Genomic DNA, 17,783 nt, shown 5'->3' with positions numbered 1-17,783 from the left:
TTAAACCCGACAGGTTTTTAAAACCTGTCGGATTTAAATAACAATTTTTATTGCACGCTTTTGGAATTTGGAATTTCCAAATTGGAATTTTAAGAAGTTTTTTAATTAACTTTCACTCGTATCCCTTTTGTATGACTTGCAAACTCCGGCGCATACATACTTTGAATCGTTGTAATTCCGTTCGAGAATTCTCCGCTGTTATTTACTCTTATATCATATTCTATTACATAAGTTCCTTTGTTGATAGTATCAAAGAAGAAATGTGTTGCGGCATCTTTTGTACTCATATAATATCCTAAACGATCTTTGTATTTGTATTCGGAAAGTACATTTACAGGTTCAAAACAAGAAGCTCTCATATCTTTTAGATGTACATATTCCATGTCTTCTTTTGCCGTAATAGTTAATATTACAGTAATGAGATCGCCAACTTTATATGGGGTTGTTAGATTAATACCTTGTGTTTGATTACTGGTAAATGATCTTTGTTTAACAAATATTTTTTTCGAAACAGATAAAACCGCACCAGAATTGCTTTTGATTTTATCCAAATCTTCAAAATATTGCCAGTAAACACCACCAAATCCCGGAACTTTCGATTTGTTTTCGACTTTTACAGAAGCCATTTCTTTTTTAATTTCATCGGCTTTCCAGTTCAGTTTGATGTAACCCGTTTCGGCTTCTTTTTCGTTTTCCGCTAATTTTTTAGTTACTATTTTTTCATTTCCAATTTTAATGACTGTGTTGTCTTTTACACTTAGCCAGTCGTTGCCTTGCATTAGTAAAGCATAAATGGCTTCGGTTGTAGATTTTGTTGTAGGCCAGTTTTTGGTTTGTTTATTTTTTAATAACCACACTTTCATTGCATCAACAGATTTGGTATCGTGATTCACTTCGGCGAAAGCCTCAATTAATAAAGCCTGAGTTTCTATAGGCGCCTGATACCAATACCAACCTGCTTTGTTGGCAATCCAGTACATTCCCCAATCTTCATTGTTTGAAGAAGTTTCTTTCAAGCTCTCGATGATTTTTTTAGCAGTTTCACTTTCTCCAAAACGGTTTAAAGTCAAAGCGGCTAATCCTTTTTCGTAAAGCGAATATTTCAGCCAATCTTTTTTAGCCGTTTCCAGATATTGTTTTGTTGCTATTTGTAAAGTATCTGAAAGCGGATATTTGTCTAAATAAAAACTTCTGGTATACAAATAGTGAAGATCAGAATATGGATTGATCCAGATTAGTTTCTCTGTTGGTTTTAAATCTTTGGTGCTGTTTTTATAGTATTGTAAAAATTTACCATCCAGAAACGGAATTCCGGTTTTAGCAATCGCATCAATTTTTTGATTGCTATATTCTGTTTTACTCAATTTAGATAAATGACCTAAACCTGCCAGAATATGTCGCGTTATATATTCGCTTTCGTTACTTCCGTCAAACCAGGCAAATCCTCCTGAGGCTTTTTGTTTTTGTTTTAATTTGTCGAAAGTAGCTTCTTGTGAAGTTTTCATTTTTTCTAAATCAAACAAAAGTGCAAGTTTTTTTTTCTTTTCGTCTTCGGTTTCAGCATCTTTCAACCAAGGAATTTCAGCGAGAATAATAGATTTCAATTCCTCGTTTTCTTCTAATTTCGAATTTAGTTTTCCGTTCTTTCTCCAATTTTCAAAAAGAGCTGCAATCTTCGGATTACTCGAAATAATTTCAGAAGCCAAAGCATTGGCATAAAAGCGGGCAAAAGTTTGTTCAGCACATTCGTGTTCGTATTCCATTAAATAGGGTAGCGACTCAATCGCAAGCCAGGTTGGGTTTGAAGTATATTCAAACGTAAATTGATGGTTTTTTAAAGTTGATGAAGTATTGTTTTTTAAATTTTCAAATGTATATTCTTTAGTTGAATTCTCACGAACCCAAATTGGGATGCTTTCTGTTACAAGCATATTGTTGGTCAAAACCGGAAGAATGTTTTCTTCTCCGTCAGAAAAACTGCCTGATTTGGCCAGAATTTTATATTGAACGCCTTGCAAACCTTCAGGAATAGAAATTGTCCAGGTTGCCGTTGTATTCCCAAAAGCACCAACAGTAAAGTTTTTAATGTTTTTCGTGTTTAGCATTTTGGCATCGATAGGCTGCATAGTTACAGCATCAAAAAATTGTAAACGGGCAATTCCTGTTTTTGCTTCGGCAGTAACATTCGAAATTTTAGCACTAATTACAATAGTATCTTTTTCTCTAAAATATCGAGGAAAATTCGGTAAAACCATTAATTCTTTTTGGGTAATAACACTTTTCTCTAAATAACCGGAAACAGCATCTTTATTGTGAGCCAATAAACGAAGTTTCCAGGATGTTAAAGCTTCAGGCGATGTAAAGTTGAAACTTATTTTTCCGTTTGTATCTGTTTTTAGATTGGGTAAAAAGAAAGCAGTTTCAGATAAATTTTTTCTGGTTTTTACTTGGGTTAAGGCTTCTAATGCTTTTTTGGTTGTGATGATGATTACGCCGTTTGCGGCTTTACTTCCGTAAAGGGCTGTGGCTTTTGCATCTTTTAAAGTTTCTATTGAAAGAATATCTGCTGGGTTTATATCTTTAATATTATTTGCAGAAACAATTTCGCCGTCTATTACATATAAAGGAGTTTCACCATTTATTGTCGAACTTCCTCTAATTGTAATGCCATGTACGGATCCGCCAAGTGTTTTCTCGATTCCTGCACTATTGTAAACATTATTATCTTCTTCAACAACTTCTGAACTGACAGATTTTATTACAGCTGCAGCAGTGGTCAAACGTCTCTTAGTTGTTTTGCCATATCCTACAACAACAACTTCTTCTAAACCATTTGTATCGTTCTCTAAAATAATACTAATGTTTTTTTGATTTCTTATTAAGATAGTTTGACTTTTTGAACCAATATAACTAAAAATAATTTCTTCGTTTTCTGCTGCTTCAATTTCGAAATAACCATCAAAATCTGATGATGCGCTTCTTTGAGTTCCTTTTACTGTAATTGTAACTCCTGGAAGTGGTTCTTTCGATTTATCAGTAATTGATCCGTAGATTAGTTTTGCATTTTTTGGTTTCTTCAGCTTTTTCGTCAGTTGTTTTTGATATTCTTTTTGTATAAAAGTGGCTCTTTGATCGTTATTAAAATCAAATCCAAACCATATTAATTTAGTTGTTTCATTATTAAAGTCGATATGTCTGTACGGTGAGTTTAAGTTTGGAATAGAAAGATATAATTTCTCGAAACCCAAACGTGTTTTTACATTATTTCCGTCATTATAAAAATCATTAAACCCTAGCATACTCCAATCTCCTATGGCGAATTGATCGAGTGAACTGTCATACATAGAGGCTAAAACTTCGGCTTCGTTTTTAGTGTTTATAGCGTTTAATTTAAATGACCAGTTTTCGCTGCTTCCCGGTTGTATCTTATTTCTAAAACTTTCTACATTAAATTCTAATTTTGGAGATGATTCTTTTAAGGCTACATCAATCTCACTACTAAAAGTTTCATTTTCAAAAACACTTTGAAAGCTTATTTTTACTTTTTTCTCAAATTCTTTTTTGATAGGAATTTTGACTGTAATTTCATTGTTGTGAAGATGATACGTTTCCTGAGAAAATATTTCGCTATTATAATTTCCTGTAGTTATAACATAAAGTTCCGGGACTATTGATGTAATTTTTAGTGCTATAAAACCATCTTTTGTAGGATCTGTATTCGTTTGGCTTATTTTGAGTAATTTACTACTATCGAATTTATCGTTGCTTTGATAAAGTGCGAAATCTGAAGTGCTTTCGATTAGATTATTAAAACTATCTTTTGCCGAAAAAACAACTTTGTAATTTCCGGATTTATAATTCGAAATAAAATCTAAAGCCAGAGTTTTGTCCTTTTGAGTGTCTATAGCTTTAGTAAATACCAAAACCTGTTTGATGCTATCTTTTATGCTTTTGTTGTTTTCATATGGAAATAACTTCTCGAATTCTGGATCGGATATCGTTTTTATTTCAGGTTGAGAAAATATTCGCTCTTTAAATTTATTTGAAAATGAACTTACATAATAGATTTTAACTTCGCCTTTGGCAGCCAAAAATTCACCATTTAAATTAGTGCTGGATAATTTGATTTGATTTTTGTTTTTGGTCTCAATTACGTTAGGAATAGAAGTGGTAAGAACCAAATCGTGATAACCTACTTTTACAGTAGTTTCAGCTTCGTGAGTTTCGCCATTAATATCAGTTACATTGGCTTTTATACGGTAATTAAAAACAGGCAATTGATCTTTTTTACTGTTCTTAGATGGTAGGGCAATAAAGTCGGTAGTAAACTTACCTGAAGCGTCGGTTTTAGTTTCACCAGAAGCTATAATCTCATGACTGTCCGGCGTATAATAATTTCTGTAATAACTTGTATATCGTGTTACTGTATAAGTTACTTTGGCATCAGAAATGTTGCTTCCTGCAAAAGCTTTGGCTGTTCCTTTTACCTTCATTGATTGGTTAACTTGATAACTCTCTTTTTTAGGATCAAAAGTTACTTCGAATTTAGGACGTTTGTATTTTTCTACTCTAAATTGTATTTCTGAATTTTTTAGATCGGCATGATCCCAAAAAGGATGATCTTCTTCGTCTTTATTGTAGGTAATGTCTTTTTCGTAATTGTCAGGCTCTTCAGCTTTCATTGTGAAATTTCCGGTAGGTCCGGTTTTAGGTAAAATAAATTCACCGGAGAAAGAACCATACTTATTTGTAGTAATGTTAAATTCTTGAATAGTATTACTATTAACATCTTCAACAATAATGTTGAATGTAGTGTTAGGAACTATAATATTCTTATTGTTTTTTTTATGAATTGCAATGCCTTTGTAATAAACCGTTTGTCCAGGTCGGTAAATGGCCCGATCGAGATAAAAAGCTACTTTTCCGTCGGTATAAATTTTTTCGTTACTATTCTCTGTAAGATATTCACGGTTATAATTTATGTAGTTTTTATTTATTGTTAGTGTATCGTTTTTTGTCGAAAATACTAAAGTATCGTAATTATATCTTTCGGTTTTTTCGTTATAAACAGCTATTCCGTTTTTAGAAGATATAATAGAAAATTTCGGAGATTTAATACTTACATTTTCTATTGGTTCTCCGGTTTTTCGATCGAGAACCTGAAACGTTTCTTTGGAGTCTGTTTGAGATGCCAAAACGGATAAGTTTGAAACGGAAAGAGTTTCGAAAGAATATGCTTTTTTGTCTTTTAAATCTGAGTCATTTTCAAAATAAACCAAATAAGAACCTTTGTCTAATTGAGGCAAAAGAACTTCTGTACTGTATTCGAAAAAATCTTTTTTGTCTACAAGAGTGTAGGTGGCACTTTTAAGAGGTGGCGACTTTTTGATTATAGCATTACCTAAACTATCTTTTGTACTATTTGATTTTTTTAAGTTACTAAGCTGATTTTGATTGATTTTATAAAATGAAATTTTTAATTTTTCCAGGTTTCTATAACGAAATAGAGCTCTTGTGTTTTCGTTTGCATAAGTGTATTGCTGAAGTTGTGCCTGTATACTTTTGTATAAAATATTTTCTTTTTTTTGTAACGCTAATTTGTACGCATTAGATCGATTGTTAATAGTAATAATACTATCTAAAGTTGCAAGTGCCTTAATATTATAATCCGGATGAGTTTCTTTTGATGCTTTTTGAATTAAAAAAGCGGCTTTTTCTAATTGTATTTTTTGAATCAAAAAAACGTCATTTGTGTTCTTTTGTAGTTTATTTAATAATGAAAGATAGCTTTCATCAATATCTATTAAATTGGATTTGGAAAATTGTATGCGTTCCCATTGATTTTCTACTGATGGATTGTTAGTTTCTTGTTTTTGATATAATTTCAAAAGCAAGCGTAAATTTTCATTAGAAACGAAATCAAAATTTAATTTTATAAAATCATTTGAGTTTCCAACAAGTTCTGCTTTAAATGGTAAAAAATCATTTTTAGGAATTTCCCATAGACGAATTTTAGTGGTATAAAGAGCTATGTTTTCTTTAATAATATAATCATACAAGCTTTGCTTTTTAAATTTTTCTAAAGTAGAATAATCAAAAATAGCTTCGTACTTTGTTAAGGATGTACTTTTTAAAATTGCTTCATTTTCTAATGTTTTATTTAAAGCATTATTAATTTGAACAGTAAAATTATTTTCTGTCCAGGTCAAAAAATCGCTTTCAAGAAAAGTTGTATTCGTTCTGCTGTATCTTATTGTATAATTATTTCGATTAAAATAATCATTTAAACACTTTGCATACACCAGGTTTAAAATGGCTTTTGAAGGAATTGAAACCCGATTAATATCTTGTTCAAGATTGTTTAGAATTTTGGTCTGTGCATTTTCACTCAGAACCTGTAAATATTTAGAATGATAAAAAAAGCTTTTTATCATTTGAATTTCGTCTTTATCTGAAACTGCTTTGTTGTAAATTTTATCCACTATTTCACTTGCAGACTTAATTTTTCCTTCGTTCTCAAATTCAATAACTTTTTTCCATTTTTTGTCATTTTGTTGCGCAGACAAAGTCATTGAGAACAATAAGAAAACAAATAATATTTTTTTCATAAGTAAGTTTTAGAATATAGAGAACAGTTTTTTGATAAAGGTTGGGATGCGGGTAAAATAAATTTCGTACAAATTACTAATTTATCTCTAAAACCAAATGTTACGTTTTATATTTCCCTATTTTTGAAACATGAAAAAGCTGCTCCTCTTTTTTTTATTTGTGCCAATTTGTATTTGGTCACAATCTAATTTTGAAAAAGGCGAGAAGCTATTTCAATCTAAAAAATACGACGAAGCACAAGTTATTTTTGAAGGTGTTTTAAAAAGCAAACCTTTGGATATAAAAACAATGGAGTATTTGGGAGAAATTGCAGCACATCAAAAAGCATGGGTAAAAGGTGCTGAATATTTTAAAAAACTCAAAGAACTTAAACCCGCAGAAGCTGATTATTATTTTAAATATGGAGGTTGTCTGGCGATGAGAGCTACAGAAGTAAATAAAATAAAAGCTTTTACGATGGTAGACGATATGAAACAAGCCTTTGAAAAAGCAATTGTTCTGAATCCGAAACACGTGCAGGCAAGATGGGCTTTGATTGAAATATATTTGCAATTACCAGGTATTTTGGGCGGAAGCGAATCTAAAGCAATTGGGTATTCGAATGAATTAGCACAATTTTCTCCGGTAGATGGTTATCTGTCAAGAGGGAGAATCGAAGAATATTTTAAGAGATATACATTGGCAGAAAAAAATTATATGAAGGCAAATGAAATTGGTAAATCAAAAGTCACATTTCAAAAATTATATAATTTATATTTGAATAAATTAAAAGACCCTAAAAAGGCACAGGAATTAAAACGAAAATTTGACACACAATAATCAAATCTCATAACCAAATTTTAATGATAAGATTGGAATTTGGAATTTAAAAATTGGAATTTATAATGAAAACACATTTCATCGCGATAGGCGGGAGCGCTATGCACAATTTAGCATTAGCATTGCATAATAAAGGATATCAGGTTACAGGTAGTGATGATGCTATTTTTGAACCATCAAAATCAAGATTAGAAAAAAAAGGAATTTTACCTGCTGAGTTAGGTTGGTTTCCTGAGAAAATTACGGCTGATATTGATGCAATAATTCTTGGAATGCATGCAAAAGCAAACAATCCTGAATTGCTAAAAGCGCAGGAATTAGGTTTGAAAATTTATTCATATCCTGAATTTTTATACGAGCAATCTAAAAATAAAACTCGCGTTGTAATTGGAGGTTCGCACGGAAAAACAACTATTACTTCTATGATTTTGCATGTAATGCATTATCACAATATCGAAGTTGACTATATGGTAGGAGCACAGCTTGAAGGTTTTGATACGATGGTGCACCTTACCGAAGAAAATGATTTTATGGTTCTGGAAGGTGATGAGTATTTATCATCTCCTATAGACAGACGCCCAAAATTTCATTTGTACCAACCTAATATTGCATTAATTTCTGGAATTGCCTGGGATCATATTAATGTATTTCCAACCTATGAGAATTATGTAGAGCAGTTCGAAATTTTTATTGCCAAAATTACCAATGGCGGAATCTTAGTTTATAACGAAGAGGATTCAGAAGTTAAGCGTGTTGCTGAAGCTGCAACGAATCCAATTCGTAAACTGGCTTATGCTACTCCAAAATATAGTGTAAATGATGGTGTAACCTTGTTAGAAACTCCAGAGGGCGATATGCCAATTGAAGTTTTTGGAGCGCATAATTTAAATAATCTTGCCGGAGCAAAATGGATTTGCCAAAACATGGGCGTAGATGAAGCTGATTTTTATGAAGCAATTGCGAGTTTTAAAGGTGCATCAAAGCGTTTAGAAAAAATCGCAGAAGGAAAAGGTAAAGTAGCTTATAAGGATTTTGCACATTCGCCAAGTAAAGTGGCCGCGACGACAAAAGCGGTTAAAGAGCAATATCCAAACAGAACTTTGGTTGCTTGTTTAGAATTACACACTTATAGCAGTTTGAATGCTGAGTTTTTAAAAGAATATGAAGGCGCTTTAGAGTATGCTGATGTTGCTGTTGTTTTCTATTCTCCGGATGCTGTAAAAATTAAGCAATTAGAAGAAGTAACTTACGAGCAAATAGCAACAGCTTTTAATAGAAAAGATTTAATTATTTATACTAATCCTGCAGAATTCAAAGATTATTTATTCAATTTAAATCTTGATAATTCTGCTTTATTATTGATGAGTTCAGGAAATTACGGAGGATTAAACTTTGATGAAGTAAAAGGGTTGATTAATTAGATAATTAGTCAATTTGATAATAAGATAATGTGCCAATTGCAGTTTTGTAATTGGCATTTTTTTTTGGAATTTGCTTTTCGGAATTATAGATCATATACAATTCAAGTTGGAATTTTATTTCCAATACCTGTAATGTCCCACAATTTTATATTCAAATAAACAATCTTGCAGTACTTGCCCGTTGCCAACATTGTGTACGATGAGATTTCTTTTTCCGTCTTTTGATTTTTTGCGGGTTACAATTCCAATATGGGGTAATTTATTATTAATTAGCCAGGTTACAATTTCACCTGTTTTATAATCTTTTGGATTTTGTGTAACAGGAAGTTTTTCCCCTTTTCGTTCAAAAAAGATTTCCAAGTTAGGAACTCTTCTATGATCAATATTAGTATCGGTTTTTGTCATTCCCCATTTTTGTAAATTAGGATATGCTGAAAAATTTTTGATCATATCTTCGTGAACTTCTTTTTGTAAATCAATACCTAATTTTCTGTACGAACGAATAATCACATCTGTACAAACGCCTTTGTTTTTTGGTACATCTCCGTTGGGATATTCGATAGAGAAATAAGCAGGATCGTAATCTATTGTCGGGTCAATTATAGATAAAGCGGCGTTTGATAATTTTTGCTCAAAAGTTTTCGCATCTTCTTGTTCATTTATATTTTGTGATGAATCTGTTGGTTGTTGTTTACAAGATATAAGTAATAAAAAAACGAGTGCAGTAAAGAGTGGTTTCATCTGACAAATTTAGTGGTGTGTTATGCGAATCTAAATGTAAGGATTAAAATTATAGAATATATTTTATGAATGATTTTTCTTATTTTTTAATATATTCGCCTTTCGTAAAAATAGCTGATTTATTTTTTCGATTAATGACAAAAACTACTATGAATTCAAATCATTTTGCTATTAAAGATTGGTCAGAAGATGACAAGCCTCGAGAAAAACTAATGCTAAAAGGAAAACAAGCCTTAAGTGATGCAGAATTATTAGCAATTTTAATTGGTTCCGGTAGTCGTAATGAATCTGCTGTGGCATTGAGCCGGCGAATTTTGGCCAGTTTAGATAGCTTAAACTCTTTGGGTAAAATGTCTATTAACGATCTAATGAATTTTAAAGGGATAGGGCAGGCGAAGGCTATTACTATTATTGCGGCACTAGAATTAGGTAGAAGAAGGAGAGCAGAAGAAAAGGTTGAATTAACGAAGATAACTTCTAGCAAAGTGGCTTTTGAAATTATGCAGCCCATTATTGGCGAATTGGCCCATGAAGAATTTTGGGTGCTTTTTCTTAATAATTCAAATAATGTAATTTCTAAAACGCAATTAAGTAAAGGAGGTATTACGGGAACCATTGTAGATATGCGACTTATTTTTAAGTTAGCATTCGAAAACAGGGCTACTGGCTTGATATTGTGCCACAATCACCCCTCAGGCAGTACAATGCCAAGTAAAGCGGATAAGGATATTACCCAAAAAATAAAATTGGCAGGAGAAAGCTTAGATGTTAAAGTTTTAGATCATATAATCATTACTGAAACAAAATATTATAGTTTTGTAGATGAAGGAATTTTTTAACACATGAAGACAAATATTACCGATGTTTTTTTTGATTTAGATCATACGCTTTGGGACTTTGATAAGAACTCAGAGATGGCTTTCGATCGAATTTTTAAGAGCAGATTTCCTGAGATTAAAATACAGGATTTTATAGAAAAATACGCTCCTATAAATCAGGAGTGCTGGAAATTATATCAAAATGATAAAATTACGCATTTAGAATTGCGATACAATAGATTGAAGTTTTCTTTTGATGCTCTGAATATTGAGATTTCTGATGAAAGTATCGACCAAATTGCAAACGATTATATCGAGTTTTTAACGGATAATAACCATCTCTTTGATGGCGCAATTGAAGTTTTAGAATATTTAAGACCAAAATACAGACTGCATATTATTACTAATGGTTTTGCTAATGTTCAGGACAAGAAGATTAATAATGCATTACTTTCTGGTTATTTCGAGACTATAACAAATTCTGAATTGGCAGGTGTAAAAAAGCCAAATAGTATTATCTTTGATTATGCTGTGAATGTTGCTAAAGCATCAAAACAAAATAGTATAATGATTGGCGATTGCCTTGATGCTGATGTCAATGGGGCTTTGAACGCTGGTCTGGATGCTATTTTTTTTAATGATAAAAAAATTGCAGCACCGGATAATATTAAACAAATAAATCATTTATTAGAACTTAAAAAATATTTATAATTATGAGAATTAAATTTTTCTTGATAGCATTTCTTACTTCAGTTATTGGGTTTTCACAATCTGTTAATGATTACAAAGCAGTTATTGTGCCTTTAAAATATGATTTTCTTAAAACAGAAAATCAGTACAGGCTGTCAACGATGACTAAGGCAAATTTACTTAAAGCTGGTTTTCAGGCTTTTTATGCAAATGAACAACTTCCTGCAGGATTTGCTGATCGTTGTGATCTTTTATATGTCGATGTAAAAAGAGATAGTGGATTTTTAATCACTAAACTTTATCTAGAATTTAGAGATTGCTATGGTAAGGTTATTTATACATCACAAGTAGGAAGAAGTAAAGAAAAAGAATATGAATCTGCCTACAGAGAAAGTCTTGAGTTGGCATTTGTTTCTATAAATGCACTAAATTATAAGTATAACGGAAAAACTGCTAATACTGTAGCTGCTTCAGCCCCTATAACTGCTCAAACATTAGCTGCGACAGCAACTGTATCAGCTCCGGTTGCAGATATGACAGATCCTAACTTATTGTACGCGCAACCAACAGAAAACGGATATCAGTTAATTGATAAAACACCAAAAGTGGTAATGAAGTTGTTAAAAACATCTCGCCCGGATTCATTTATTGCTATAAAAGATGGTATTCAGGGATCATTAAACGCAAAAGACAATCAATGGTTTTTTGAGTACTATAAAAATGATCAATTAGTATCTGAAAAAGTGGTAGTAAAATTCTAAAAATAAAATACGGTTTTAGTAACCGTATTTATCTTTCCAACGGTTCTTTAGAAATTCACGGTTGCTATTCTCTCTTGAGTTGCTGCCTGGATTATAAAGAACCGTTTCCTTTACAGCATCGGGTAAAAATTCCTGTTCCGCAAAATTATTAGCATAGTCATGCGAATATTTATAATCATCGCCATAACCTAATTCTTTCATAAGTTTTGTTGGAGCATTTCTTAAATGAATAGGAACCGGTAAATCTCCTGTTTGCTTTACCAATTGTTGCGCATTACCAATTGCCATATACGAAGCATTACTTTTAGGAGAAGTTGCCAGATAAATGGCACATTGACTTAATATAATTCGACTTTCAGGATAACCAATAGTTGTTACAGCTTGAAAAGTATTGTTCGCCATTATAAAAGCTGTTGGGTTTGCATTACCAATATCTTCGCTAGAAAGTATAAGCATTCTTCGGGCAATAAACTTAACATCTTCACCGCCTTCAATCATTCTTGCCAGCCAATAAATGGCTCCGTTGGGATCACTGCCACGAATTGATTTTATAAATGCCGAAACAATATCATAATGCTGTTCGCCACTTTTGTCATACAAAACAGTATTTTGTTGCACCAATTCAAAAACGCGATCGTTTGTAATAATAATTTCATCGCCTGATGAAGCATTGATTACAAGTTCAAAAATATTCAATAACTTTCTTCCGTCTCCGCCAGAAAGTCGGAGTAAAGCTTCTGTTTCTTTTAATGTAATGTTTTTCGTTGCCAGATAAGTATCCGTTTTCATTGCACGATGCAATAAAGCTTCTAGATCTGCTTTGGTAAAGGCATTTAAGATATAAACTTGACAACGTGACAATAATGCAGGAATAACTTCAAAACTCGGATTCTCTGTTGTAGCACCAATAAGTGTTATCCATCCTTTTTCGACAGCAGCTAAAAGCGAATCTTGTTGTGATTTACTAAATCGGTGAATCTCATCAATAAATAAAATAGGATTTTTTGCTGTAAATAATCCGCCACTTTGCTTTGCTTTTTCAATTACATCACGAATGTCTTTTACCCCTGAATTTATAGCACTTAAGATGTAAAATGGGCGTTTTGATTCCTGAGCAATAATTTGTGCAAGAGTTGTTTTTCCTGTTCCGGGAGGTCCCCAAAAGATCAATGACGGAATAATTCCTTTCGAAATTTGTTGCGTTAATGAACCATTTGGTCCAACCAAATGACTCTGACTGATATAATCTTCTAATTGCTGTGGGCGAATACGCTCGGCTAAAGGTGCTTCCATTTTGTAAAATTACTATTTTCAATTTTAATTTTATAGTATTAAAGGGTTACAAATCGTAACAAAGGGCATAAGTGGTTAGCTGACAAATTATCAGTAAATTGTAATTGGATAGTTTTTTGATATCATCCTTATAACTTTATTTCCAAAAACGATGAATGATAACCACTTTAAATTTTCGAATGCCGTGATAGGTCTTCCTGTTTTTTTTGTTCTTTTTTTGTGGATTGTTTATTGGATGCAAATCCGTTTCGATTTTGATTTTTATCAACATGGTATCTATCCTCGCGACTTTTCAGGTTTGCAAGGTATTTTGTTTAGCCCTTTTATTCACGAAAATTTAGACCATTTATATAATAACTCTATTCCGTTATTAGTATTATTAGCGGCTATGCAATTTTTTTATCCCAAACAATCATTTGCTGTAATTGGTTTTGGGATTTTATTCTCGGGTTTAATAACCTGGGTTATTGGCCGAGAGAACTATCATATAGGGGCCAGTGGACTAATTTATGTTTTGGTGAGTTTTATATTTTTTAAAGGAATTCAAACGCATTATTACCGTTTAGTGGCACTTTCGTTATCCGTAATTTTGCTATACGGAGGAATGATTTGGTATGTTTTTCCTGATGTCGATAAAACAATTTCTTGGGAAGGGCATTTAGCTGGTTTTATAACCGGATTTGGAATGTCGTTACTTTATAAAACTCCTGAATACGCAAAACCTATTGTTTACGAATGGCAAAAACCGGACTTTAATCCTGAAGAAGATGCATTTATGAAACATTTTGATGAAAATGGAAATTTCGTAAATACAGAGATTCCGGAGGAAGAACCGGAACTTTTTTGGAATTACTATAATTCAAATGTTTCGGTTAATTATACAGTAACCAAAACAGAATCAGAGGATAAAATGTAAAATGCAATATTTGAATTAATTTAATGACTATTTTTGTTTGTATTCTAATTTCAATCAAGATGTTATGAAAAAAATAAGCTTTACCATTGTTTTTTTATTAGTCTTAATTAGTTCAAATATGCATGCTCAATGCGATATAAAGAATAGGGTACTTGCAGATGGTACTATGACTTACTATTTTGATCCGACTAACTTTTATACTACAAAGTCAAAATCATTAAAAATTAATATCGTAACAGATAAAGAGCATTTTTTTATTGCGCTGCAACCTTCACCATTTCCGCCTAAAAAAGAAGGTAAAAAAATTAAGGATGATTTAGTGATTCATCTTACTGATAAAAATGTCTACAGATTAACGCATTATGATACTCAGTACCGACATAACGATTCAGTGATGCAGGTTCTTTATTTAATTGATCAAAAAGATATCGAAGCTTTTTCTAAGTTTGAAGCTGTCGTCGCCGAAATTAATATGGAAGGTACAGAGTTTGTGCGCAGCTATGATTTTAAATTACATAAAGATGCTATTGTAAAACAGCTCGCTTGTTTTTTGAAAAAAAAAGACAAGTAAAAATTTAATCGTCAGTTGAAGATTCGTTTTTATGATGTAGTTTTTTACTTAGATTTCTAAAGAGATTATTAAAAGTAACCGTCAATGATGCTGCATTTACAATTTGATTCTCATTGTCCCTTGGCAGGTATTCATTTGCATAAGTTACTTCTGCCTGAATGTCATCACTAAATAAATATCCCGCGCCAATGTTTAGTCTGTTTCTGTCAAAGAAGCTTAAGCCTGTTACTTTTGTTCCTGATTTAAAAAATAATTCATCTGAAGCTATTGCATAAACAACACCTTCTCTTAGAACTTTGCTGTTTATTGGGAGGATGTATTTTATTTGCTGGCGATATCTTAGAACATTGTCATAGTCACCTTCTTCATTTCGCATATGCCGCAATTCCATTCTCATTCTGGTGCTTAAAGTGTAACCCGTTTTATGAAAATAGTAAATTCCTTGTAGCGCAAATCTCGTCTCAGGAGATTTAAATTGTCCAATTTCCGGAACGTCCTTATTATAATTATAAGCTAAAAAGGTAGAGAATTTCCAACGGGCAGAAAAATAGTAATGTCCCCAAAGGCGTGCAGAACGCTGTATATTTTGCTGAAAAATATTAGAAGAAGATTCTGTGCTGCTATAGACAGCACCTAGATTTAATTCAGTCGACCATTTTTCGTTGATGGTTCTGGTGAACTGAATTTCATTCCAAAATTGGTTATATGAAGTAGTCTGACCGTAATTAATACCTGTAGTCAAAATAATTACAAGTATTAAACCGGTTTTTTTTATTGATATGTTTTGGGTAGGGTTTAAAGACATCAATTATTATATTTATTTGTCAACCTAATTCCTCAATACTACTTAACTTCTTTGTCGAACAGTTTCGTATAAAAATGCTCCACAAGCTACAGAAACGTTTAGAGATCCTATTGATCCAAACATTGGTAATTTTGCTTTTTCATCAACGATTTTAAGTACAGAAGGATTTATCCCTCTTTCTTCAGATCCCATAATAATGGCTAGCGGCTCGTTTAATGTAACGTCATAGATATTTTGATCTGTTTTTTCGGTTGCAGCAACAGTTTTAATTCCTGAACCCTGAAGATAAAAAATAGCATCTTTGATGTGTTCAACTTTGCAGATAGGGACATTAAATACAGCTCCTGCAGAAGTTTTAACTGTGTCTCCATTTACCGGGGCAGAACCAGATTTTTGTACAATGATTCCGTTCACGCCTGTACATTCTGCTGTTCTAATAATAGCTCCAAAATTTCGGGCATCAGAGATTTGATCTAATATTAAAAATAATGGTTTTGAACCAGATGCAATTGTCGATTCTACTAAATGTTCCAGTTCTATAAAACCAATAGGAGAGATGGTTGCAACTGCTCCCTGGTGATTGTTTGGAGTTAATCGGTTTAATTTTTCCACAGGTACATATGAGAAATTTATGTTAGCGCGTTTCATCACTTTCATTAAATCTTTCATTAATTCTCCTGAAATCTCTTTTTGTATAAATACTTTATCGACTTCTTTACCTGCTTGAATTGCTTCTATAATGGCTCTAATTCCAAATATTTGATGTTCTTTTTCCATGGGACAAATATAGGGATAATGTTTACAAAAAAAAAACCACTCTGAAAAGAGAGTGACATAAGTGTTTGTTTTCTATTTTGACAGAAGGGTTTTGTAGTCCTTAAAAATAAAAAGGGCACTCATCGTAAGATAAGTGCCCTTTTTTTGAATTGTTTTTAGATGTAAAGAATACTATTATCTAGTACCTCCAGCCCACCAAACTTTTTCTGTATAAACGTAATTTCCATCTCCAAATGCTGCTTTCACATTACTATTTGCAGATACATCAGAATCACCATAAGGTAATCTAAGTGGGAATTGAGTTGCATTCAATGGATTTGCCAATTGAATCGGATTTGCAGCTGCAGAACCGTACATAGCTAACCAACGTCTGTAGTCATTAAATGCTTCAGCTGATTCGTTTTCGTAAAACGAGAAGTATTTTTGTACAGCGATTTCTTTTAATAAATCAGCATTAGTCACAATGTTTAATCCAGCAACATAAGTTGCAGCATCCGTAGTTGAAAAATTAATTTTTTCATCTTTGTTGAAAGCAGCATTTACAGCAGCAGTCAAGCTAGCTGTGCTTGTAACAGCCGCTGAGTTTCTTGCTTCTGCTTCTGCCTTAATAAACAATAGTTCATGATAGCTTAACATAAATATCGGATTGGTTGCATTTAATAATGCTGAATATGAATATTTTTGACTTTGAAGGCTAACACCATTATTAAAAAACACATAAGTTGCAGGCGATGCCTCTGACAATGTAATTTTTTCAAAATAACCATCAGTACGTGGGTCATTTGTTCTTGCACTTAATTTATCATGTAAACTTTTACTAGCAAATAAATAACCTCTATCATTATCAAATTGGAAATAAGGATTAGGAATATTTGCATTTTTCATTTTAAATTCTTCAGCTTTGCTTGTAAAAGACTTACTTACATAAGTCAATACTTTTGCATAATCAGGGTTTTTAAAAGAAAGACGTAATGTATAACGAGCCAATAAACCATTAGCTGCTTTTATCCATTTAGAATTATCTCCTCCGTATATTAGATCCTGAGATCCTAAAGATGCGTAAGTTGATGTTTTTCCTAAATTAACGATCGCATCTTCAAGAGTTGCGAAAACAATTTTGTAAAGGTCTTCCTGACGGTCTAATTTAGGGGTAAAAATTACTCCAGGTTGAAAAGCCTCAGTGAAAGGAACGTCTCCAAACATATCTGTTAACAAAGCTAAGTTGTATGCGTATAGAACTTGTGCAGCACCTAATGTCGCAGTATTACCTTTTTCTTCACCAGTAGTACATTTATTTATGATCAACTTTAGGTTGTACATAGTTTGATATATACTGTTCCAAGAGTTGTTAAAAGTAGTCTGGTTTTTAGGCTCACCATTTCTTGTCTCTGCATTATACATTTGACCAAAACCACCTGCGTTTAATTCTACATATACGCCAGTGTAGAAAGATATGTCTGAACCAGTATTACTAAATGCAGTACTTGTCATAGCGTCGGTGATGGCAAAACGAGTTGGCACATCTAGTGGATCGTTTACGTTTTTGTTGATGTCGTCCATTT

At 32.3% G+C, this 17,783-nt stretch carries 13 protein-coding genes; 7 read left to right on the top strand and 6 right to left on the bottom strand.

Annotation, left to right across the window (positions count from 1 at the left end):
* Positions 1–101: 101 nt before the first annotated feature.
* Positions 102–6,608: an alpha-2-macroglobulin family protein gene (locus L0669_RS02100; protein WP_263760954.1), complete on the bottom strand. Its 6,507-nt coding sequence runs from the start codon at positions 6,606–6,608 to the stop codon at positions 102–104.
* Between the two features lie 130 nt (positions 6,609–6,738).
* Here L0669_RS02100 and L0669_RS02095 point away from each other — a divergent pair, with 130 nt between their 5' ends.
* Together L0669_RS02095 and L0669_RS02090 are read left to right on the top strand one after the other, a co-directional pair.
* Positions 6,739–7,428 (top strand): tetratricopeptide repeat protein, encoded by a 690-nt coding sequence (locus L0669_RS02095; protein WP_263760952.1) that lies wholly within the window; start codon positions 6,739–6,741, stop codon positions 7,426–7,428.
* Positions 7,429–7,493: 65 nt separating this feature from the next.
* Positions 7,494–8,849, top strand: a complete 1,356-nt coding sequence (locus tag L0669_RS02090; protein ID WP_263760950.1) for a UDP-N-acetylmuramate--L-alanine ligase — start codon at positions 7,494–7,496, stop codon at positions 8,847–8,849.
* Between the two features lie 114 nt (positions 8,850–8,963).
* Here L0669_RS02090 and L0669_RS02085 read toward each other — a convergent pair whose 3' ends face one another.
* Entirely contained in the window at positions 8,964–9,590 is a 627-nt protein-coding gene (locus L0669_RS02085) for a DUF1287 domain-containing protein (protein WP_263760948.1), read from the bottom strand.
* A gap of 149 nt (positions 9,591–9,739) precedes the next feature.
* Here L0669_RS02085 and radC point away from each other — a divergent pair, with 149 nt between their 5' ends.
* Genes radC through L0669_RS02070 form a run of 3 tightly spaced genes read left to right on the top strand, consistent with a single transcriptional unit; the run spans position 9,740 to position 11,859 of the window.
* Positions 9,740–10,429 carry a RadC family protein gene (radC, locus tag L0669_RS02080; protein WP_263763897.1) on the top strand — a complete coding sequence of 230 codons (690 nt, stop codon included), beginning with the start codon at positions 9,740–9,742 and terminating at the stop codon, positions 10,427–10,429.
* Positions 10,430–10,432: 3 nt separating this feature from the next.
* A complete protein-coding gene (locus L0669_RS02075) occupies positions 10,433–11,119 on the top strand; it encodes a YjjG family noncanonical pyrimidine nucleotidase (RefSeq protein WP_263760946.1) in 687 nt (228 codons plus the stop codon).
* A gap of 2 nt (positions 11,120–11,121) precedes the next feature.
* Positions 11,122–11,859 carry a hypothetical protein gene (locus L0669_RS02070; RefSeq protein WP_263760944.1) on the top strand — a complete coding sequence of 246 codons (738 nt, stop codon included), beginning with the start codon at positions 11,122–11,124 and terminating at the stop codon, positions 11,857–11,859.
* Positions 11,860–11,874: 15 nt separating this feature from the next.
* On the opposite strand, the gene L0669_RS02065 is transcribed toward L0669_RS02070, so the two are convergent.
* Positions 11,875–13,152, bottom strand: a complete 1,278-nt coding sequence (locus tag L0669_RS02065; RefSeq protein ID WP_263760942.1) for a replication-associated recombination protein A — start codon at positions 13,150–13,152, stop codon at positions 11,875–11,877.
* A gap of 151 nt (positions 13,153–13,303) precedes the next feature.
* Between L0669_RS02065 and L0669_RS02060 the strand changes: the two genes are divergently transcribed.
* Together L0669_RS02060 and L0669_RS02055 are read left to right on the top strand one after the other, a co-directional pair.
* Positions 13,304–14,068: a rhomboid family intramembrane serine protease gene (locus tag L0669_RS02060; protein WP_263760940.1), complete on the top strand. Its 765-nt coding sequence runs from the start codon at positions 13,304–13,306 to the stop codon at positions 14,066–14,068.
* 64 nt (positions 14,069–14,132) lie between these two features.
* Positions 14,133–14,639, top strand: coding sequence for a hypothetical protein (locus L0669_RS02055; RefSeq protein WP_263760938.1), 507 nt, complete (start codon positions 14,133–14,135; stop codon positions 14,637–14,639).
* Positions 14,640–14,643: 4 nt separating this feature from the next.
* Here the strand turns inward: L0669_RS02055 and L0669_RS02050 are convergent, their stop codons facing one another.
* The 3 genes from L0669_RS02050 to L0669_RS02040 form a co-directional block, all read right to left on the bottom strand.
* On the bottom strand, positions 14,644–15,444 hold the full coding sequence (locus tag L0669_RS02050; protein WP_263760936.1) for a DUF2490 domain-containing protein: 801 nt from the start codon (positions 15,442–15,444) through the stop codon (positions 14,644–14,646).
* Positions 15,445–15,486: 42 nt separating this feature from the next.
* On the bottom strand, positions 15,487–16,221 hold the full coding sequence (gene rlmB / locus L0669_RS02045) for a 23S rRNA (guanosine(2251)-2'-O)-methyltransferase RlmB (RefSeq protein WP_263760934.1): 735 nt from the start codon (positions 16,219–16,221) through the stop codon (positions 15,487–15,489).
* A gap of 174 nt (positions 16,222–16,395) precedes the next feature.
* Entirely contained in the window at positions 16,396–17,781 is a 1,386-nt protein-coding gene (locus L0669_RS02040) for a SusD/RagB family nutrient-binding outer membrane lipoprotein (RefSeq protein ID WP_263760932.1), read from the bottom strand.
* Between the last annotated feature and the right edge of the window lie 2 nt (positions 17,782–17,783).

The organism is Flavobacterium bizetiae (assembly GCF_024271895.1).
Classification (GTDB): domain Bacteria; phylum Bacteroidota; class Bacteroidia; order Flavobacteriales; family Flavobacteriaceae; genus Flavobacterium; species Flavobacterium bizetiae.
Note: the sequence above shows the minus strand (reverse complement) of the source record. Positions and strands in the feature narration are given on the sequence as shown.